Origin of the sequence: Novosphingobium album (ex Hu et al. 2023), assembly GCF_022832385.1 — a bacterium.
GTDB lineage: Bacteria > Pseudomonadota > Alphaproteobacteria > Sphingomonadales > Sphingomonadaceae > Novosphingobium > Novosphingobium album.
Genome location: NZ_JALHLE010000029.1, coordinates 45158 through 66287, shown reverse-complemented (window position 1 = coordinate 66287; position 21130 = coordinate 45158). Strand labels below are relative to the sequence as shown.

The following is a 21130-nucleotide window of genomic DNA, read 5'->3' as shown; positions in this document are numbered from 1 at the left end:
CCATAGGGCGATTCCCCGATCGCGTAATAGGATCCCCAGGACAGATAGTAGTAACGCCCCCGGCGATGCAGGAACGGCTTATCGTCGGTCTTGCCCGCGCCATAGGGGCCCTGAATACCGTCTATCTGCAATCGCCGCGGCGCTTCCGCCAGCGAGATCATGTCCGGGTTGAGCCGTGCGATATAGAAATCGAAGGTCCCGAAAACGATATAGCTGGTGCCATCGGGCTCCTGCAATATTCCCGGATCGCGCGACGCCGTCGGCACATCGCCTTCCGCGATAAGGGGCTTGCCGAGCGGATCGCGCCAGGGCCCTGCCGGGTACTCGCTCACGACAACACCGATGTTTTTCGGCCCCATGGAGAAATAGAGATAATACAGGCCATTGCGATGAATGGCATCGGTGGCCCAGCACTGCGTGCTCGCTTTGCCGAAATATGTCTGCTCGGGCCTCAGCGTTCCCGAGAGTTGCCAATCGACTAGGTCCTTGCTCGACCAGATCTGCCAGTCGTGCATCGTGAAGCCGGTGCTGGCCGGGCGCGCATCGTGCGTGGCATACAAATAGGCCGTATCGCCATAAACGCGCACTTGCGGGTCACACACGCCCTGCCCTGGCAGCAATGGATTTCCGCGCACCGGATCACACGCCGTATGAAGCCCGCTGCGGGCCATGGCAGGCATGGCAAGCAATCCGCAGCCCATTCCCATCATCTGCAAGGCTGTTCTGCGAGGGAACCGCATGAGACCTCGCTCCTCCTCTCTCAAGGGTGAAGCTGCCTACCTGGCAGCCACGCCCGGCTGCAGGAGCTGAACCGGCCCGATCAGACCGGAAGGACGCAGCTGCGCGTCGGGCAGGTACATCGGCTTTACAGTCCAGGCGACCGGCTTGCCCCCCGGCTGGCGATCGCCGATCAGCCTGTTGACCCACAGATTGGCCACGTCCACTTCGAGCCGGTTGATGCCGGGCATGACGGTCGCACCGATATCGACCCGGTACGGCGCGTGCCAGGCCGTGCCGGCATCCTTGCCGTTCACCCGCACGCGCGCGACCACCCCCACCTTGCCGAGATCAAGCGTCAAGGGCTGGCCCGCACGATAGCCTGCCGGGGCCGTGAATGTGGTCGAATAGGTCGCGACACCGGAGAAGTAGCGGATGCCGGGATCGGCATTGTCGTTGAGCGGCGCCAGCGCGGGCATCGTGGTTCCGGCGGGAGCGCCGCGTTCGGGCTGGAACGTCACTTTCCAGGCGCTGCCCAGCGTTGCGGCCGGAAATTGCTCGATGCCGGACACCACTCGGGATGCCGTCTTCGCATCCTTGCGAAAGACGACGAAGTAGCTTTCGTCGGAATCAAAATGCAGCGGCACGGCCGTTCCGCCGTCCTTGATCGTGTAGGACAGCGGCCTGGCCTCACCCGTCTCTGCGCGCCAGATCTCCGGCGCCTTTCCTGTAACCCGGAACGTGGCCTGCACGCTTTGTGCCTGTCCGCTCCGATTGGCGAGAAAATAGATGTCGGCATCATCCAGCTTGCGATGCACGAAAGGTATCTCACCAGCCGATGCCCCCTCCATGGACACGTCCGGGCCGTCACCGATCAGCTTCAGCGCGGCATCGACGTCCTTGCCTGCTATCACACGTCCCTTGCCGACGGTGGTGACCGGCTGGCCAGACCAGAGCCGCCCGATCAGCGCTGCGTAAGCGTCGCGGTCACCCGCAAGGCCCAGCGGGCCACTGGGCGGGTTCCCCAGGATCGTGGCCCCGGCTTCGGCGAGGTCCGCCAGCCTCTGCAGCATCGCAAGCGACATCCGCGACCGCCGCCCCGACAGGTATAGCAGCTTGTAGCGCGCTCCGCCCGGTGCCACGAGATCGCCATGCTCGACCTTGAGGACATCGTTGAGCATTTCAGCACTGACGAAGTCATAGCCATTGCGATGCGGGACATCGGTGAAATAGCCATCCTGCGTCTGGATGCCGACCGGTGCTTCCTCGCCGTAGTAGTATGCGACATCAGCGACAAAGCGCCCCTGCTGAAGCAGCAGGCTGCTGCGGCCGATATAGTCGATCCAGGGCCGCGCCATTTCCGCCCAGGTCTCGTGGCGGTTGAAGTACTGGCCGATGTGCCCCATCGATATGCCCGGCTGCTTGTCGTCCACCGGCTGGTGGGCAGAGCTGTGAATCGAAATCCGGTTGATGCCATTGAGGAATTCCCAATCGACGACCCGCTTCAGGTCCGCCGGTCCCTGATCCCATGGCTGGCGCGTGGTAGTCAGGGATTCAGCAGCAGCGATGTTCTGTCCGTAGACATGCGCCACCGACGCCGCACCGCGCATGTCTGTGGCGTAGAACGGCTTGGGGCCCACTTCCCTCCGGTAGTACCACAGCGCCCCCATGGGGAAATCCGCATAGCGGCGCATGTCGAGATCGTCGCCAAGTGTGGTACGCCAGCCTTCCAGCGATTCCCCGTAGACTTTCAGTCCATGCTCATGGGCCACTTCTGCGACGGTCTTGTAGTGCTCGGTCGCGTGAAGCTCGGCGATCGTGCGCCGGAAATCGTCGAGGAAGCGGTTGCTCTGCTCACGTGATCCGATGATCACACCCGTCAGCGTGGGAAGCCACGGCCGCGCGTCGTATCCGCGCAGACGCTGGAACTGCGCCAGCATGTCGGGTGTCCAGTTGAAGGCCCCGACCTCGGTGCTGTCGGTGAGCAGCGCATTGATGCCCTGCGCGCCGATACGATCCGCACCCACAACCTTCTGGTAGTTGCCGATATAGGATTCCAGATAGCGGCGAACGGCCTTGCTATCGAGCTTGTCGACCTCAAGCCCGGTGGCCTCCTCGGGCGCGGGATGGTTGGTGGTGCCGGTCAGCGACCATCCCATCCGGATCACACGCCATTCACCCTTGGGCGGCGTCCAGTCCAGCGTTCCGTCAGGCCGCACTTTGCGGGTCAGATCGAGGATGGCCGCGACGGGCACGCCGACGTTGCCGCCGCCCGCAGGCACGTCGAGTATCTCGTAGTCCCGTGCCGTGGAAAAGCCCGCCTTCGCCTCGAACTGGTTGATGCGCGGGGACGGTGACAGGCTCAGTTCCAGCAGCTTCATAGTGGGCTGCGGCCCCATGTACTTCGCGAAAGGCCCGAGATCGTAGCCCGGCGTGGCATCCGATCCATAAGGCGGAATGTTCGGAGCCGGAGCCAGGACCACGCGGAACTTGCTCGCCGTGACGGGAGCGAAACTGATCGTGGTGGGGGCCGTTCCCAGATGAAAGTGCGCGACCACTTGCCAGGAAACGCCGTCCGGGCTTGCTTCCAGACGCGGCTGCAGTGTCGATGGTGCGTAGAGATCCGTGGCGGACGGAACGAAGATCGTGGCCGAACGGATCGTTTGCGGCGCACCATAGGATATGTCCACGATCGTCGGCGCATCTTCGGGGCCTCTGGGCACGGTGAGCCCGGTCTTGTAGCTGCCGTCGACCAATGCCCCCGCATCCAGCTTCGTGCCGTCACCAAGCCGCATGACAGGCACGGCGGGGACGAGCGCCCGGGCATCGCTCCCCTTCCCGCTTCCGGCGACACGATAGGCGTAGACGCCGATTTCTCCCGAGGCGGTGGGTGCCGGCTTCTCCTTGCCCTGCCCGGCATGGCCGGAAACGGGCATATCCTGAAACGGGCCGGTAACGGTGGGCAACGGCGGCAACTGCCGGGAAAATGGCTGACCGCCCTGAACGGTCATCTCGCTCCACACCAGTTTCTTCATGCCGTCACCCGGCGGCACCCACGGCCCGCCTGTCTCGCTCCAGCCGGGCGAGGCGGCAATCGTCAGTTCCATGCCCTTGGCGGCGGCAAGTCCGGTGGCGTAGCGAAACGCGTCCTGCCACTGCGGGGTCATGTACAGCAGGCGCTCATCGACGATCTTGGGCGTCGCCAGATTGACATCGAATGTCTGTACGCCGCCGATGCCGACGCGCTCCATCCAGTCGAGATCCTTGGCGATCCCGTCCCTGGTGATGTTTCCGTTGAGCCAATGCCACCACACCCGCGGCCGGGCGCTGCGTGGCGGATCCCTGAAAGCAGCCGGAAGCTGGGCGGCGGGCACCTGCCCGTCCCGTCCGGATTGAAGAGCACCTTCAGCGCGGTCCTGCGCAGGCAGCGAAGCGGACAGACCCGCCGTCGCGGCGGCGGTGGCCAGCAGCGCAGCCCAAAATGCCGGTCTTTTCCCGGAGCGTGATCGCCCCATGAGGACGGACAATTCAGCCATGCCGCAGCATCTCCCCTGAAATAATCATGTTCTCAACGGGCCAGCGAAAGCAACCATGCTGGCATCGCCTGCTCGCGCCCGGCCTCGCCATTTTTACCGGACTTCAAAGGCATAGCGACCCGGCCGCACCTCGATCACTGCAGCAGCCTCGTCGCGATCGAGGATCGTGAAATCTCTCCGTTTCGCAAGCACCATGCCGTCCGCAGTGATGCGCGCGTTCCGCGAGGCCGGAATGCGCACCTCGGCAAGACAATTCTCCGGGATTTCCACGCCGAGGCTCAACCGCCCACCATCCAGCTTCCAGTCCGACACGAACCGGCCGCGCACGCTGTCGTAAGTGCAACCGGCTTGCCGGAACCGGGCATCCACGAGCGGGGCGATCCGTGCCCGGGCAAAGCCCGGTTCGACCGGCTGCAGACCGGCGATGCGGCGGTAGAAGAAGCCGCACACCGCGCCCAGCGCATAGTGATTGAACGAGTTCATCGAAAGATCGCCGGCATCGCCGTTCCAGCGTTCCCAGATCGTCGTGGCGCCGTGCTTGACCATGTAGCCCCACGAGGGGAACTCGGTCCGCAGCAGCAGGTCGAAGGCAAGATCGACATGCCCCGCATCGGCCAGCACATCGAGCGCTGCCGGTGTGCCCAGGAACCCGGTTGAAAGCAGAGTTCCCCGGCGCCGGATATCCGCCGCGAGCAGGTCCCCCGCCAACTTGCGCAGGCCCTCCGGGACCAATCCATTGTGCAGGGCCAGAATGTAACTGGTCTGGCTGGCATTGCCCACCGTCCCGTCCGGCGCGACATAGGCTTCGGCGAATGCCCGGCCGATCCGCTGGCGTTCGGCACTCCAGTGCGCGGCCTCATCGCTACGACCGGTCCACTGCGCCATCTGTGCCAGCTGCGCGGCGGAACGCGCCAGCATGGCTGTGCCCGCAAGCGCCTTCGGCGTGGTTTCGTCGCCGGGGTCCTTGGCATCGAGCGAAAGCCAGTCGCCGAAGTCGAGCCCCCGCCTGTTGACCCAGAGGCCATCGGGATTGTCCGCCAGCACGCCGTTGACGTACTGCGTCATGGCATCCCAGTTCTCGTCGATGATGCTGCGATCACCGTAACGCTGATAGGACACGAAAGGCAGCATGACTCCGGCGTCCGACCAGCCGGGGGTAGGCTCCGACGGTGCGAAATTGCCCGGATGCACATTCGGCGCCCAGACGGGGAAAGCCCCGGTGGGCCCTTGCGAATCGCGCATGTCGGTCATGAAGGCCCGGGTGAAAGGCCCGACGTCCATGTTGAAAGCCGCCGTATCCCAGAACACCGCGGCATCCCCGGTCCAGCCCACACGTTCATCGCGCTGGGGGCAGTCGGTCGGCCAGCCCATGAAGTTGGACCGCTGGCTCCACAGGGTATTGAGCCACAGCTTCTGCACCACCGGCTGATCGATGCGGAACAGGCCGGTTTCGCCAAGGTCGCTGTGCAGGACGAGGCCCGTAACGTCACCGGCCTTCAATTCGCGCGCACCGCTAATCTCGGCATAGCGGAAGCCCTGATAGGTAAAGCGGGGTTCCAGGACTTCGCCAGCAGGATCGCCCTGCAGGACATACGTATCGGTCGCCCGGGCCGCCCGCAGGTTGCGGCGATCGAGCATCCCCTTCTCGTCGAGGATTTCCGCGTGGCGCACGGTAACCTTGTCGCCGCGCTTCCCACATACGCGCACCCTGACACGTCCGGCAAAGTTCTGGCCGAAATCGACGATAACGCGGTCCTCACCGGTGGCGCGAAACGCCGCAGGTTCCAGCGTCCGGGTGATCCGGACCGGCGGCACGATCCGCCCGATGAGCGCACCGGACGGCTCAGGAGCGGACCAGGCCTCGCCCCAGCCTGAATCGTCGTAGCCCGGCTCCGTCCAGCCGATCGGCGTCAGCCGCCGGTCCCAGTCCTCACCGTAATAGATTTCGGAGGCCAGCAATCCGCCCGCCTGCCCTTTCCACGGCTCGCCGCCCCCGGCGGGCGACCACCCGCCATCGGCATTCTCGATTTCCAGCTGCAAGCGGATGCGGCGCGGCGGCGGACCATAGCTGTAACGCCCGGTCTGGAGCAGATAGCTGGCGTAGAATCCATCCGCCACCATCGCGGCAAGGACGTTATCGCCCTCCCGCAACAAACTGCCGACATCGTAGACCCGGTAGGGGATGTGATCGGCATACTTCACCGGCTCCGCCTGAAGCGTGTCGTCGTTGGCGCGCTTGCCGTTGATCCAGACGTCGTAGCCGCCCAGCGCCGCGACGTAGAGACGCGCTTGCTGCCCGTCCCCATTCCAGCGGAACCGGCGCCGCAGCAGATGGGCGGGCGATGGCGGCATCCGGAAGTAGGGCTGCGGATCGAGGCGGGGCGCAGCGGCCCAGCCGGCCTCGCCGCTGCCCGGCTTGTCCTGAACTTGCCATCCGTCCGTGATGAAGCGTCCATCGGGCAGACGCAGCTGCGCGGCGACCCCTGCGCCCGGCTTTGCCATGACCATGACGCCAAGAACGTGCCGTCCGGCCGCCAGTGGCAGGCGCAATTCACCCACGGGGGCCTTTATCTCCGGCAAGGATCCATAATCGAACATCGCAAGAGGCACGCCATCCAGCGTGAGCCTGACGATACGGTCGTTCGATTGCAGGATCAGCCGTGCTTCCCCATCGGTGCTCTCGAAGACGAGACGGAACGAAGCCGGGCCATTCCGCGCACCATCGGGCACCGTCGCCCAGACCGCGCCCCGTTCGCGCGTGGCCCGCGCCTCTTCGGTTTCAGCCGCAAACCAGGGAACCTTCCAGTCGGCAGAGTCGAGCAGACCCATTTGCCATTGCCCGACCTCGCCGGACGAAGACACATTCCCGTGCTGATCCCACAGATCGACCGACCAGAAACAGCGTTGCCGCGACGGCAGCCTCTCGCCTGCGTAGGCAATGCCGCTTTGCGCGTTCGATTCCACTCGCCCGCTGTCCCAAAGATCGCCCTTGCCCGACCGAAGCGCCTGCAAGCTGGAAGCGACGCGGATGCGATAGGCGGCCTGCATCCGGCCTTTCCCGGCAATTTCCCAGGACAGGGATGGAGCGGCGCAATGCACGCCCAGCGGGTGTTCGACTTGCGCGGTGCGCAACCTGACAGCGCGAAACCCGCGCCGGCCCGCCCGCCTGGCGGAAACCGCACTGCCGCTGGCAAGGGCCGCCAGAGCCACACTGCCGAGGAAGGGCCGCCGCGCAAGCCGCAGCCGGTTGTCAACTTCGCGTGTCAATGCGCTTCGCTTTCAAGGAACACCAGTCCGGGCAGACCGGTTCGCTGATCAGGCAGGACTTTCAGGATCAGGGCCACATCCAGCTTGGTGAGCCCCGGAGGAATGGCCGCCTTCATGGCTCCGGCTTCGACATAGGTCTTTTCAGCCTTCTGCTCGCCGTTGAGCCACAAGCTGCCCGCACCGTTGACGGTCTGCAGCACGATCAGGCCGCCATTTCTGGTGACATTGCCCGGAACCTCAATCTGGGCAGCAAGCGTGAGATAGCCGGTGGTCCCCGAGAACGGCGGCGGTGTGCCCGCACGCACCCGCTGCCAGCTGTTCATGTCATTGTCGGCAAGAGTGCCCGGCTGCCCCGGTTTTTCCTGCACGACCGGGGACTGGCGCCAGCCCTGGATCATGAAACGCAGCGGCCCGGGCGCGACAGAAGGAACAGAAACCGCCGCCACGGACAGGATCGTGGAGGCCGGAGCAAGTCCGGCAGCGGATGCCGAAAGGCTTGCCCTGCCCTGCGATCCGCGTTCCGTCTGGATGATGGCCTGGGCCAGCCCGTTGAACAGGGGAACATGACTTTCCTTGCCGGAAAAACCCGCATTCGGGTTGCCGTTGCCGACACCGATCAGTCTTGCCCCGCTGACCGAGAGGTCAACGCGCATGTCGGCGGTCGGCACGGGGCGGCCCCTGCTGTCCAGCGCCTCGATAGTCACAGGTACCGCGTCGGCTCCGTCGCCGCGCAGGCGGCTTCGGTCCGGCGTCAGGCGGAGGCGGACGGGCGTCCCGGTGGTTTCCACCGCATCTGTCGCCACCAGCTTGCCGTTCCTGTAGCCATGCGCTTCGAGACGTCCGGGCGCGAATTGCAGGTCGGCACTGAACATCTGGTAGGGATCGGCCGGCCCGTCGGCGACGGTCTTGCCGTTCAGGGTCAGCACGACCTGGTCAAGCTGGGTCGCGACGAGCACCTTGATCGGCGTTCCCGGTTTCCAGTTCCAGTGTGGCAGGATCTTGAGGACCGGCCGGTCGAGCCACTGGGCCTGATGAATGTAGAAAGCCGCCTTGGGAAACCCGCACAGGTCCATGCTGCCGAACAGGCTGGATTTTGTCGGCCATGTGTAAGGCGTGGGTTCGCCATAATAGTCGAAGCCGGTCCAGACAAAGGCGCCGGCGACAAAGGGCCTTGTCGCGATTTCCTTCCACGCCTGCCGGTGGCTGTTGCCCCACAAGGCGTGCTCGGTGTCGTCGGCCGATTTTACGTGCGCATCCTCATCGGTGAACCATTCACCGCGCACCATGAACGCACTGGTGTCCTCGGAACTGGTGATCGGCCAGTCGGGATGCAGGTCATGGAACTTGTCGTAGTCATACTGGTGGTAGTTGAACCCGACGACATCGACGGCCTGGCTGACGTTGACCGGCGCGAATAGTCCCCCGCTCATCGCGGCGGTGACAGGACGGCTCGTGTCCAGTGCCTTGACCGCGGCCGATGCCCTGCGCACCATTTCGTAGCCGCTGGAGGTTCCCTCCATCGGTTCTTCATTGAACACGGACCAGAGAATGACGCTGGGATGGTTGCGGTCGCGCCGGACAAGCCATTGCAACTGTTCGATGTAGTCCGGGCTGACGTTGAACAACCGGTTCTCGTCCATCACCAGCAGGCCCAGCCTGTCGCAGGCATCGAGCAGCGCCGGACTGGGGGCATTGTGGGCTGTGCGGATCGCATTGCAGCCCATCCGCTTGAGCTGCTGCACCCGCCACCAGATCAGCGAATCCGGCACCGCCACGCCAACACCGGCATGGCCGCCGTGAACGCATACGCCCTTGATCTTGACGTGTTCGCCGTTGATCAGAAGGCCCTTGTCCGGATCGAAATGCAGGGTCCTGAAGCCGCAAGGCGTGATCCGCTCATCCACGGTTTGCCCTGCCCGCGACACACGGGTGCGGACGCGGTACAGGTTGGGCGCATCGACCGACCACAACCGGGGCGAAACATCCGTAATTTCGAGTCTGGCAACCGCACGGGCGAGCGGGGAAACAGTAACCTGAGTGCTGGCCGATGCGATCACCGCGTCCCGGTCATCGAGAAGCTCGGCAACAACCCGCACCGACGCGTCCTTCTCCTCGATCGAGTAGAGCGTCGCTTCGACCGGCACAGACCAGCCACCATTGGCCTGCAGCCGGGGATCCGCATGGATGCCGTCAGTGACGATATGGACCGGCGCCCGGTCCACCAGCCAGACGTGCCGGTAGGGCCCGGCGCCTTCGTACCACCAGCCCTCGAACTGCTCGGCATCGACGCGCACGGCAATGCTGTTGAGCGCATCGCCGAAATAGGCATTGGCGGTAAGGTCGATATGGATCGCGCTGTAGCCCGACCAGCTGTGCGCCGTTTCGATGCCATTGAACCAGACCGTCGCCTTGCTGGAGATGGCGCCGAATTGCAGTTCCAGATAGCGCCCGCGCAGCGTCTCATCCAGCCGGAATCCACGCCGGTACCAGGAGATCCCTCGCGCCCGGTACCCCTGGGCAATGTTCTCCTCGGCGTTCGGAACCTCGGCGGCGGCCCAGTCGTGCGGCAACTCCACCAGCGGCCAGTCGCCATCGTCGTAGACGGCAGCAGCAGCACCCACCGCGCCGCCGGCCTTGGTCGCCTCATAGGAAACGCGGTGACCCAGCAGCTTGGGCATGGGGACGTCGCCGCGGTGGAAATGCCAGGCGTCCTCGAACAGGCGCGCGCCCTTTTCAGGTGGCGCAAAGTCACGCGGCGGCACGGACTGCCCCGCTCCTTCAGCCGGACCGGCAAATACCGCACTTCCCGGGGCCGCGAGTGCCACGCCCGTCATCGCGCCATATTGCATGGCGCGCCGGCGGCTGACCCGCAGGCCATGGCTCTCAGTTCCTGTAGTCATTTCGCAACTCATAGTAACTTTGCATCTACGGTCTGATCATTTGGGGGCAGGCAGGAACCCATGATCCACCATCCAGGCGGCAAATGCCTCGGGCCACTTACCTACCGGCATATCCTTGTTACCCAGGCCGAAACCGTGCCCGCCCTTTTCATAGACGTGCAGTTCGGCCTGCTTGCCTGCGGCCGTCCACTGATCGAAGATAACAAGTGCGCGCGGGAACATGATGGGATCGTCCACCGCTACCACTTCAAACAGCGGCGGCGCATCCTGTGGCACCGGCACTGCGGGAGCCGCACCGTAGATCGGGGCGACAAAATCGGGACGGCTTTCGGAATCGCCCTTCATCACGACGTTCATGGCGGTCATGGCCCCGGCCGAAAAGCCCAGGAAACCTATCCGATGCGGATCGATGCCGAACCTGGCTGCGTTGCTGCGCACCAGTTTTACAGCCTGCATCCCGTCTTCCATCGCCAGCTTCTCGCCGGTCTTCACATGCTGGCTTTGCTCATACCGGACCGGCGGCATCGCCTTGGACTCTTCACCTGGCAGGGGCTGGTGGACGCGATATTTGAGCACAAACGCGGTCACTCCCTGGCTGGCGAGCCACTTGGCCACCGAAGCACCTTCAAGATTCCACGCCAGCCCGGTAAATGCCCCGCCTGGCGCAACGATGACCGCTGTTCCGGTGGCCTTGCCCGGTTGCGGCCGCCAGATGCTGAGCGTGGGCACGGTCACATTTGAAATCGACACGTTGCCGCGAAATTCGGGCCCTGCCCATTCGGCTGGCGTTCCAGGCGGCGTTCCGGGCCACAATTCGATTATGTCGCTTGCCGGAGCGTCGACGACATCCGCTCCGGCGCTCCAAGCACCCGCGAAACCCGAAAATAAAAATATAGCGGCTGCCAAACGCCCAATCTGCATTGCACGGACCATAGGTTAACCTCACCCATTTTGTTTTATAAATTCCTTGATTATCATAAATATATATCAAGGAAAATCATCATTATTCGGGACTATAAAGTCCATTATTTAATATAAATATTTTCCGGAACTGATATAAAGAAGGGTCATTGACCACTCCTCATATTATCCGGGCAATAATTAATCACAGTTCAAAATCCGAACCTCAACTTCAGCAGGCCCTGCAGTTGCAAATGATCGATTTTTATCTGTATTGATCTGTTTTGATTGCGTCAATGAATTATATGACAAATTCGCAATCGGTTCCGCTTCGGGCATCATACGACAAGCCAACCTGCCGTCATGCTCGGCCCCTGAATTCGAATTTGCATTTGCCTTGGAGCGGTGCGCAGCCTGATCCCGAAACGCGAAATTGATGCCTGCACACAAGGAGGACGACCAATCCAAGAGCCCCCTCCCGCACAGGACCCTGCACGTGCCAAGGTCGCCCCGGCAGGCAGGCAAGACATTTCCAGCTCGGTTGACCCACAAGATCAGAATTTGGCAGCAAGCGTCAAACATGGGACGTGGACGAATGCGTCGAATAAAGCCCATAACCGTCGGCATGGTAGAAATCGATCTCGCCGAGCACAGGAAGCGCAAGCTCAACCGGACACAAACAATGCTCAATTTGCTGGGCAAGACAATCGTCTCCGGCGGTTACGAGGGGGTGCCATTTCCGACAGAAGAAGAACTATCGAAAACCCATGGAGTCAGCCGTTCGGTAACGCGCGAAGCTGTAAAGATGCTGACAGCAAAAGGACTCGTGAACGCCCGGACACGCCAAGGGACCACGGTGCAACCGCCCTCCCATTGGAACATGTTCGATGCCGATGTTCTCCGCTGGCTGCTCGACCGCGAGCCCTCCCTCGAGTTGCTGCGTCACTTCAATCAATTGCGGATCGCCATCGAACCGGAAGCTGCGGCTCTTGCTGCCATCCACCACACTGATGCCCAAATGCTCCTTATTGAAGCAGGCTTGGCGAGGATGGCTGACGCTGAAACAGGTGCGGACGATCCGCTCGCGTCCGATATTGCTTTCCACGTGTCGATCCTGCACGCGACCCGAAATCCTTTTTACGAACAATTCGAGCCTATGGTCGCAACGGCACTGCGAACCTCGATCCGCTTCACCAATGCAATCAAGGGCCACAGCGCCAGCCTTTGCGATCATGGCGCGGTGGCGCAGGCTGTTGCCGATCGAGATCCCGCCATGGCCCGCGAGGCGATGCGAAAAATCATCGGCGATGTGCTTGAATTGATAGACGACGGCACAGCCTGATACAGGCCGGCACGAATGAAGATCGCTTCGGCATTGCAGGGGGCGTACGCTTGCATCGTTCTTCCGGGAGATTGCGTGAACGGTACGAAATCGGCTGAGTGAGAGAGCGCGCCGTTGACGCTCATGCTTCTCGCGCACATATCTTCATCGCAGCAATGCTTGAGTGGCTGATCGAGTATGACAAGCATCATGCCGCAACAAATGTTCAGGGTCCGAACACGCCCCCCCCTGTTTAATGATGTGACATTGTCAAAATGGCTGCGGCACGTGAGTACGAAATGAACGGGGTCAACAATACAAACGGGGACGCTGAAATCCCGCCCCCGAACATTCCCGCGCCCAACGCCGTTGACCCCGGACACACGCATGAACGCGCCTGCCTCGATTGTGGCACCACGTTGACTGGAAAGCATTGCCAGGAGTGCGGCCAGAAAGCCCACTTGCATCGCACCATCGGCGCATTCTGGCATGACCTGCTGCATGGCGTGCTGCATTTCGACGCAAAGAGCTGGCACACCCTGAAGCTTCTCGCCTGGCGCCCGGGCGAACTGACACGGCGCTACATTGATGGCGAACGCACGAAATTTATCTCGCCGATAGCACTGTTCCTTTTTTCCATTTTCCTGATGTTCGCTGTGTTCCAGATATCCGGAGTCCACAGCCCCGCCGACATGGGCGCGCCGACCAGGAGCACGGATGCTGCCGCTATTCACGGCAGCTCCGGGAAAGAGACGTTCGTGATCGGCGAAGCCCGCGACGGAACATCCTTGAAGGTGCGCAAGACGGGATGGCCCTGGATCGACAAGGGTCTTGCCAAATGGCACAAGAATCCGGGCCTGATGCTCTACAAGCTGCAATCCACCAGCTATAAATTTTCCTGGTGCCTGATCCTGATTTCCATCCCCTTTGTCTGGCTCCTGTTTGCCGGGAATCGCCGTTTCAACAGCTACGACCACACCGTCTTCATTACTTATTCCATCAGCTTCATCACTGTGATGATGAGCGTACTCGCAGCCCTTTATCGTATCGGACTTCCACCCGTCATCGTGGGATCCATTGCGACGATCTCCCCCCCCCTCCACCTTTACAGGCACTTGCGCGGGACCTACGGCCTCACTGTGGTCGGCACCCTCTGGCGCCTGGTGGCATTGCTCCTGTTCATAGCATTGATCATTGCGCTGTTCCTGCAATTCGTCCTGCTGATCGGTATCGCCGGGTGATATTGTAGTGCCGGAAGGGGCGATTTCCGCCGGAAGCGCAGAAAACCGGCCCCTCCATTCCGCCTGGCAAAAACGCGAACGCCCTGCCCGCCTAGCCTGTCCGCGGACACGCTAGAGACTTGCTTCGGACGCAACACCAACGCAATGATGCGGTCGACCTGACAGATTGCTCGATAATCTCTGAGATTGGAATTTCATGACTTCGGATGTGAAGAAGCCGCGCAGGAAGCGCCATGCGGAGCGGCCGGACATCAAGGAGGCCTTGCTGGATGCGACCGAGACACTCATTCGGGAAGAGGGCTACGCTGCGGCGACAGCCCGCAGGATTGCGAGCAAAGTCGGCCTCAAGCACCAGGTCATATTCTACTATTTTGGCAGCCAGGACGAGTTGCTTGCCGCGCTGTTCCGCCGTTTTGCCGATGCCCAGAACGAACGCTTGAAGGCCGCCTTGAATTCCGAGACCCCGCTGAGCAGTCTATGGCACTTGCACCGGGACCCGGAGTCGACCCGCTTTACGCTGGAATTCATGGCCCTTGCCAATCACAACGAGGTGATCCGCTCCGAAATCGCCAAGAATGCCGAAACCGTCCGCAGCATGGAAACGGAAGCGGTCGAACGCCACTTGCGGCAGCGCGGCATCGAACCGCGCATGTCTCCGCAAATGGTAACGATCCTGACCAACGCCTTGGCCCGGCTCCTTGTCCAGGAGGCAAGTTTGGGCATTCACCTTGGGCACGAGGAAGCCCGGCGGCTGTCCGATGCCAGCTTTGCCGCCTTCGAAGCGATGGGCGCAACCATTGGCGGCGTCGAACCGATCATCGATGCCATGGAGACCGGTGAACCTCTTGGCCGCGATGCCGGATAAGCCTGCGCAGAGCGCGCAATACCACTAGACACTTGTCTTCCAGATCCGCCTGCACGACAGTCGGCTCAATACCCCTAGCGACCACCTGGTCGAAAGCCCTTGACCACCCAGGCACGGACGCGTAGGACCCGTTTCCGACCACATGGTCGGAAACGGTGATTTCAGATGCGCTGACGAAAGCCACTGAAGCCGGAATGATGCCGGCCGCTTGAAGATGGGAGACTTCACGGTGCTAGAAGGGTTGCGCAACTTCGTCTCCGGACTGGATCCGCTCGACTGGTGGATCGTTGGCTTCGTCGTTGCTGGTCTGACAGTCGGATTGCTGAGCGGATACTTCCGGGCCCGCAAGATTCAGCCGCGCGGCTTCAAGTGGCGCTTCATCCGTCACGAGATGATGTGGACCGTGATCAACGTCGTCGTGTCCGCCTTCACGCTCGGCGCGATGAAGACCTATCTCGTGCACAACGGCTACATCGTCTACAATTCGGAGCCGGCTTCAGCCTGGGTGATCGCGCTCGAATTCGCGCTGTACTTCTTCCTTTTCGATACCTGGTTCTACTGGGGGCATCGCCTGATGCACATCGAGCCGGTCTACAAATGGGTGCACAAGACGCATCACATTTCGACGTCCACCAATCCGCTGACTTCGACGTCGATCAATCCCATCGAAGCGTTCATCAACGGGTCGATGGTGCCGGTATTCATGATGGCGGCCACGCTCCTGTCCCGGCACGTGGACGGCTTTTCGCCGATCCACACCGCGACCGTCGCCCTGATCGCGCCGACGAGCATCATCATGGGCTTCTACGTCCATTCCGGTTTCGAGTTCCTGCCGCGCTGGTGGAACAAGTTCTGGCTGACGAAGTGGTTCATCTCGGCCACCTTCCACGACCAGCATCACCGCCACTTCATCGGCAATTTCGGCGGATACACGACGATCTGGGATCGCCTTTGCGGCACCATGCGCAAGAATTACGAGCCAGATTTCGAGAAGATCGCGACGCGGCCGCTTGAGCCTGCGGCGATCATCCGCGGCCGGCGCCAAGCCAAGGCCTGAGCAGCAGCCTGCCCTCACAAGATCGGATATTCACGGAGAGAGACATGAAAAACTTTGCGGAAATCGACTACTTCACGGACCTGGATCTCATCGCCAGCCCGCACGAATATTTCAACTATCTGCGTTCGATCGGTCCGGTTACGCCGCTGCCGACGCACGGCGTCATTGCTGTGACCGGGTGGGCGGAAGGCACCGCTGTCCTGAGCGACGCGAAGACGTTCTCTTCCGTCAACACCGCGACCGGCCCCATCCCGCCGCTGCCATTCGCGCCGGAAGGCGATGACATTACCGCGCAGATCGAAGCGCACCGCTCGACCATGCCTTACGGCGCGATGCTCGTGGCCCAGGACGGCGATGAGCACAAGAAAGCCCGCCGCCTGCTGACCGGCCTCCTGACGCCGAAGCGTTTCCGCGAAAACGAGGAATACCTGACGAACCTCGCCGACCGCATGATCGACGGCTTCATCGACAAGGGCGGGATCGACGTCATTTCCGAATATGCGCACCCCTACGCCACACTGGCCATCGCGGATCTTCTCGGCATGCCCGAGGAAGCCTGCGCGGCCGCGCTGGAAGGCTGCGGAAATCTGCCGGGCCATATCGGCAAGGTCGAAGCGGAAAAGACCAATCCGCTGGAAACGCTGGCCATGCATTTCTACGGCTACATCTCGGAGCGCCGGGAGGCCCCGCGCGACGACGTGATGACCATTCTGGCCCAGGCCAAGAATGCTGATGGCAGCCTGCCCGACATCGGTGAAATCGTCGCTCTGGCCGCCGTGCTGTTCGGGGCCGGACAGGATACGACGGTGCGGCTTATTGCCGCCACGCTGAAGACGCTCGGCGAAAATCCGGAGCTTCAGGAAAAGATCAAGGCGGACACCAGCCTCATTCCCGCCTTCGTCGAGGAAGTCCTGCGGATGGACGGGCCGACGAAGTCGTTCTTCCGCTTGGCGACCTGTCCGGCGAAAGTCGGCGACATGGACGTCGCACCGGGAACCGCGATCATGGTCTCACCGACGGCAATGAACCGCGATCCGCGCAAGTTCGAAAACCCCAACGAGTTCCAGCTTGACCGCAGCAACGTCCGCGACCACCTGTCGTTCGGATATGGCGCTCACGGTTGTCTCGGCGCCCCCCTTGCGCGTGCCGAAGCGCGCCTTACGATTGAGAAGCTGCTCGCCCGGGTCAACAACATCCGGATCAACGAGAGCATCCACGGGCCCGCGGAGGCGCGCCATTATGACTACGAACCCAACTATACGCAGCGCGCCCTGCGCAGCCTGAACATCACCTTTGAAAAGGCATGATGGGCCGGCATGACAAGGCAGTGGGTTCGAGAGGAGTCTGAACGATGAAAAACATTCTCGAAGGTAAAACTGTGCTGATTGCCGGTGCCGGTGGCATCGGCAACGGTCTGGCCAAGCGTTACGCAGCCGAAGGCGCCAATGTCGTGCTGGGCGACATTGACGTCTCCATCGCCCAGGAAGCCATCGATGCGATTACGCAAAGCGGCGGCAAGGCGATTGCGACGACGCTCGACGGAGCGGACGAAGCATCGATCAATGCGGCCGTGTCGCTGTGCCTCGACACGTTCGGCGCGCTGGATGGCCTTCATGCCAACTTCGCATTCATGGCCGACGGCAATCCCGAAGTGGGCATTCTTGAACTGCCACTCGAGATCTACGACGAAACACAGCGGGTCAATGCGCGCGGCTTCTACCTGTGCACCCGCGCCGTTCTGCCCGTGATGATAGAGCGCGGTGGCGGATCGATCGTCTATACCAGTTCGGCCGCTGGTGATGCCGGCAGCCCGGCACAAGTCGCCTATGCCATGAGCAAATCGGCCGGTCATGCGCTGATGCGTCATGTCGCACGGCGTTACGGTGCAGCGGGAATAAGAGCCAACACGATTGCCCCGGCCCTCACACTCCATTCCCGGATCGAACATCTGGTCCCGCCGGAAATGACCGAATTCGCGCGCGCGGCGGCCGCCATCAAGGCCCGCGTGGGGCGCCCCGACGATCTTGCGGCCATGGGCGCATTGCTGCTTTCCGACGACGGTTCATACATCACGGGCCAGGTTATCGCCATCGATGGCGGTACCACGATGCGTCCCTGACGTCCGTTCGACACCGTCCATTACATTCACAGCACTCGCGTTAGAGAGGAGACGCCAATGCTCGCCAAGACTTTCGAAGATATCGCCACCGCTGCGCAGCGCTACGATGGCAATCGCCGCACGGCCATCGATTACGGTCTGTTCCAGAAGAACCTCATGGACCGCTCCAAGCACGCCGAGGACTACTCTCCCGACGAATGGCTGGGACTCAAGCAGTTCGTTACCGACGATTTCGAACGCATCGGCAACTTCAAGGAAGTCATGACCTTCGCGGACATGGTCGCCTTCCTGCAGGCCTGGAGCCCCACCATTCACTGGGAAGGTTCGTTCAAGCGCGTGATGGAATACGATAACGTCGTCGTGCTGGAACTCGAGGAGCGCGTCGGCGAGGGCGAAGCTCAGAACGCAGTCAATTCCGTGACAGTCTATGAATTTGATGACGCGGGCAAGATCCGCCATCTCGATGTCTATCTGCAGTCCGAGCCCGGGCAGGTCAGCAAGGGCGAAGAGTACCCGGTCTGAACACTATCTTCACGGCGCACGGCATCACCGGCGCCGTGAACTCAAGAAAATGGGAGAAGTCATGACCAAGCCCCTCGCAGGCAAGACTGCACTCGTAACCGGCGCTTCTCGCGGACTGGGCCGTGCAACAGCGGAGGCCCTCGCAAAGCTCGGCGCGATCGTCGCGATCAACTATGCCAGCAACGATGCCGCAGCACAGGACGTGCTCAAGGCGATTGAAGCCGAGGGCGGTCAGGCCTTCCTGATCAAGAGCCCGCAAGGCAGCTATGAAGCCGCCGTCGAAATGGTGGACGCGCTCGATGCCGGTCTGAAGGAGCGTACCGGCAGCGGCGATCTGGACATCCTGATCAACAACGCCGGTGGCGGCCCCGTTCACACCATCGACGACACCTCCCCGGAAGTGTTCGAAAAGGTGATGGGCGACAATTTCACCGGCGCGTTCTACGCTACCAAGCTTCTCAAGCCGCGAATGCGTGATGGTGGCAGAGTGGTCTTTGTAAGTTCACTCGGTGCCAAGAGCGCCTTGCCCCAATACGTCATCTATGCCTGCGCCAAGTCCGCCATTGAGACGTTGACCGTCGTGGTCGCAAAGGAACTCGGCCCGCGCGGTATCACGGTCAATTGCCTCATGCCCGGAATGATCGCCTCCGACGCCAATGCAGACCTGCGCGCGGACGAACAGACGAAGGCATATCTCGAACAGAATACCTGCTTGCGGCGGCTGGGCGTGCCTTCAGACTTCTCCGGTGCCGTCCTTTCTCTGGTGTCTCCTGAAATGGGCTACATTACCGGTCAGGTGATCGAGGTGAGCGGAGGCATGTCGCTCTGACCCGCCTTTGAGCGGCAAAGAGCCCAATCCGTTCGAGAGGCGACCATGCAATGGGCAGGAAAACTGCCCATTGCGCCCTCGGTTACCCGCAAGGTTATTCGAGAGCAGGGCTAGCAAGCCTGTATCGAAACGCACCACGGCCCATATTCGACCGAGCGGTCGGTAAACTCGTTGACGCTGAAACGGCCGTTGCTTAGCCTTCCAGACCTGGAAGCCGCTCAAAGACATTCCCTAGTCAAGGTGCAGTGGCATCGGACCAACAACGGCAACAGGCCTTTGCTTAAGGCCGGGAAGAGAGGACGCCATGATCAATTTTCGTGCGGTCAACCGCATCGTGCCGGTGGGAGCAGCCGCCCTTCTGACCGTAACGGCACATGCAGCGCCTCCTCAAAAGACGGTGGCAAACGCTGCAGTAACAGTGGAGTTTGGCAAATCGCTCGGCCCCATGCCGCAGCCGGAACGCTACAACAACCTGACTGACTTCGACCTCTACACCAAACAGCGTGTCGAGGACGTGAAGTTCTACAACCAGCAGGGGCTCCACGGATCGATCTACAGGGTCTGGCTCGCGGAAAAGCTCTACGATCCGGCCAGCGAAACCTACGACATCGACCAGATGGCCGCCTACCTTGCCGATGCCGGCGCGATATCCGACACCATCCTGCTGAACGTCATGCCTTCAAGGCTGATCATGGAGGGCAAGACACCCGCGCAGATGGCCCCGATCCTTACGCGCCTAATACGCGACCTCAAGTTGCGGTTCCCGAAGCTGGAATACATCGAGGCCTTCAACGAACCGGACCATTCGCTGTCCGCGGAACTGAAGCCCGAGGACCTCTACCGGTATTACGTGCCGTTTTACGAAGCCGTCGATGCGGTCAACCGTGATCTCAAGCCCGAACTGCGGATCAAGCTCGGCGGTCCTGCCCTCTTCATGTTCAGCCCGGAATGGCTCAACGCCTTCCTCGACGGTTACGCGGCCGACCCGTCGCCCGACAAGAAACTCGATTTCCTGTCTTACCACGCATACGGCCTGTTCTACCTCAAGCCGGGGACAACGGAGATGACGAAGCCCCCTGTTTTCTTCAAGGAAAATCCGGAGCAGGTCGCCGCGTACCGCCCCCTTATCGAAGCGGAACTGCGCAAGCGCGGACTTGACGAACATCTGCCCACCTACATCACCGAAATGGGGCTCTACCCCGGCCCCTCCTTCGACAACATGGCCGACGCCCGGCCCGATTATCTCCGGCAGGCAGCAGGCATGGCGTCGCTTGCCTACTGGTTTCTCGAAGACAAGGACAACGTTCCGTTCAACTGGGTGCTGCGTCATCAGACCGAAGAGCGCAAGGATCAGTTGATCACTCGCGCGGGCAAGGACAATCCAGTGCCGGTCCGGACATTCTCGCCTTACGGCAACATGATGCTGATGATGGCGAAGCTGAAGGGCGAACGTGTCCCGGTGGTTTCAAGCGGCCGCGAAAACGGCAAGGGCATCTACGCCTTCGCAACGCATGACAAGACCGGCGCCGCTGTCATGGTCTGGAACTACCAGCACACCGGCGAGCAGACGATAACGGCGACGGTCAACATGGACGATCTTCCCGAAGGCCTGCGCAATCGCAAGTTGCGGCAGCGCACGTTCCTGATCGACGGCCAGACCAGCAACTACTGGGCCGATCCGCAGAAGGCCAACCTGCAACAGGTTGGCGAGGCCAGGGTATCGGTGAAGTCCGACTACACCTTGAAAACACGCCTGGGGCCCAACGCCGTCGAACTCATCGTCCTGGAACCTGAAGGCTAATCGATCCCGATACAGGCAATAACATCCCTGTCCCGAATGACAGGGTGGGAGACAA

At 61.8% G+C, this 21130-nt stretch carries 14 protein-coding genes; 9 read left to right on the top strand and 5 right to left on the bottom strand.

Annotated elements, in window-relative coordinates; translation table 11 throughout:
* The 5 genes from MTR64_RS16835 to MTR64_RS16815 form a co-directional block, all read right to left on the bottom strand.
* Positions 1 to 680, bottom strand: a 680-nt coding sequence (locus MTR64_RS16835) for a family 43 glycosylhydrolase (protein ID WP_243995673.1), incomplete at its 3' end; no start/stop codon positions are given.
* A 96-nt stretch (positions 681 to 776) separates the two neighbouring features.
* A complete protein-coding gene (locus MTR64_RS16830; RefSeq protein WP_243995672.1) occupies positions 777 to 4253 on the bottom strand; it encodes a glycosyl hydrolase in 3477 nt (1158 codons plus the stop codon).
* A 93-nt stretch (positions 4254 to 4346) separates the two neighbouring features.
* The gene (locus tag MTR64_RS16825; RefSeq protein ID WP_243995671.1) at positions 4347 to 7520 is read right to left on the bottom strand and encodes an alpha-L-rhamnosidase; all 3174 of its coding nucleotides are present in this window, start codon (positions 7518 to 7520) and stop codon (positions 4347 to 4349) included.
* Entirely contained in the window at positions 7517 to 10420 is a 2904-nt protein-coding gene (gene galA, locus MTR64_RS16820) for a beta-galactosidase GalA (protein ID WP_243995670.1), read from the bottom strand. Before galA ends, MTR64_RS16825 begins: the two co-directional genes overlap by 4 nt.
* A gap of 36 nt (positions 10421 to 10456) precedes the next feature.
* Complete coding sequence (locus MTR64_RS16815) at positions 10457 to 11170, bottom strand: alpha/beta hydrolase (protein WP_243995669.1); 714 nt, start codon at positions 11168 to 11170, stop codon at positions 10457 to 10459.
* A 775-nt stretch (positions 11171 to 11945) separates the two neighbouring features.
* Here MTR64_RS16815 and MTR64_RS16810 point away from each other — a divergent pair.
* The 9 genes from MTR64_RS16810 to MTR64_RS16770 all read left to right on the top strand — a co-directional run bounded on the left by MTR64_RS16810 (position 11946) and on the right by MTR64_RS16770 (position 21075).
* A complete protein-coding gene (locus MTR64_RS16810) occupies positions 11946 to 12662 on the top strand; it encodes a FadR/GntR family transcriptional regulator (protein ID WP_243995668.1) in 717 nt (238 codons plus the stop codon).
* A gap of 278 nt (positions 12663 to 12940) precedes the next feature.
* Positions 12941 to 13882, top strand: coding sequence for a DUF3667 domain-containing protein (locus tag MTR64_RS16805; protein WP_243995667.1), 942 nt, complete (start codon positions 12941 to 12943; stop codon positions 13880 to 13882).
* A 196-nt stretch (positions 13883 to 14078) separates the two neighbouring features.
* Complete coding sequence (locus tag MTR64_RS16800) at positions 14079 to 14747, top strand: TetR/AcrR family transcriptional regulator (protein ID WP_243995666.1); 669 nt, start codon at positions 14079 to 14081, stop codon at positions 14745 to 14747.
* Between the two features lie 229 nt (positions 14748 to 14976).
* The gene (locus tag MTR64_RS16795; protein ID WP_243995665.1) at positions 14977 to 15804 is read left to right on the top strand and encodes a sterol desaturase family protein; all 828 of its coding nucleotides are present in this window, start codon (positions 14977 to 14979) and stop codon (positions 15802 to 15804) included.
* Positions 15805 to 15848: 44 nt separating this feature from the next.
* Positions 15849 to 17111: a cytochrome P450 gene (locus MTR64_RS16790; RefSeq protein WP_243995664.1), complete on the top strand. Its 1263-nt coding sequence runs from the start codon at positions 15849 to 15851 to the stop codon at positions 17109 to 17111.
* A 44-nt stretch (positions 17112 to 17155) separates the two neighbouring features.
* Positions 17156 to 17923 (top strand): SDR family NAD(P)-dependent oxidoreductase, encoded by a 768-nt coding sequence (locus MTR64_RS16785; protein WP_243995662.1) that lies wholly within the window; start codon positions 17156 to 17158, stop codon positions 17921 to 17923.
* Positions 17924 to 17980: 57 nt separating this feature from the next.
* Positions 17981 to 18445, top strand: coding sequence for a hypothetical protein (locus tag MTR64_RS16780; protein ID WP_243995660.1), 465 nt, complete (start codon positions 17981 to 17983; stop codon positions 18443 to 18445).
* 61 nt (positions 18446 to 18506) lie between these two features.
* Positions 18507 to 19274: an SDR family NAD(P)-dependent oxidoreductase gene (locus MTR64_RS16775; protein ID WP_243995658.1), complete on the top strand. Its 768-nt coding sequence runs from the start codon at positions 18507 to 18509 to the stop codon at positions 19272 to 19274.
* A gap of 304 nt (positions 19275 to 19578) precedes the next feature.
* Entirely contained in the window at positions 19579 to 21075 is a 1497-nt protein-coding gene (locus MTR64_RS16770; RefSeq protein ID WP_243995656.1) for a glycosyl hydrolase, read from the top strand.
* Positions 21076 to 21130: the final 55 nt, after the last annotated feature.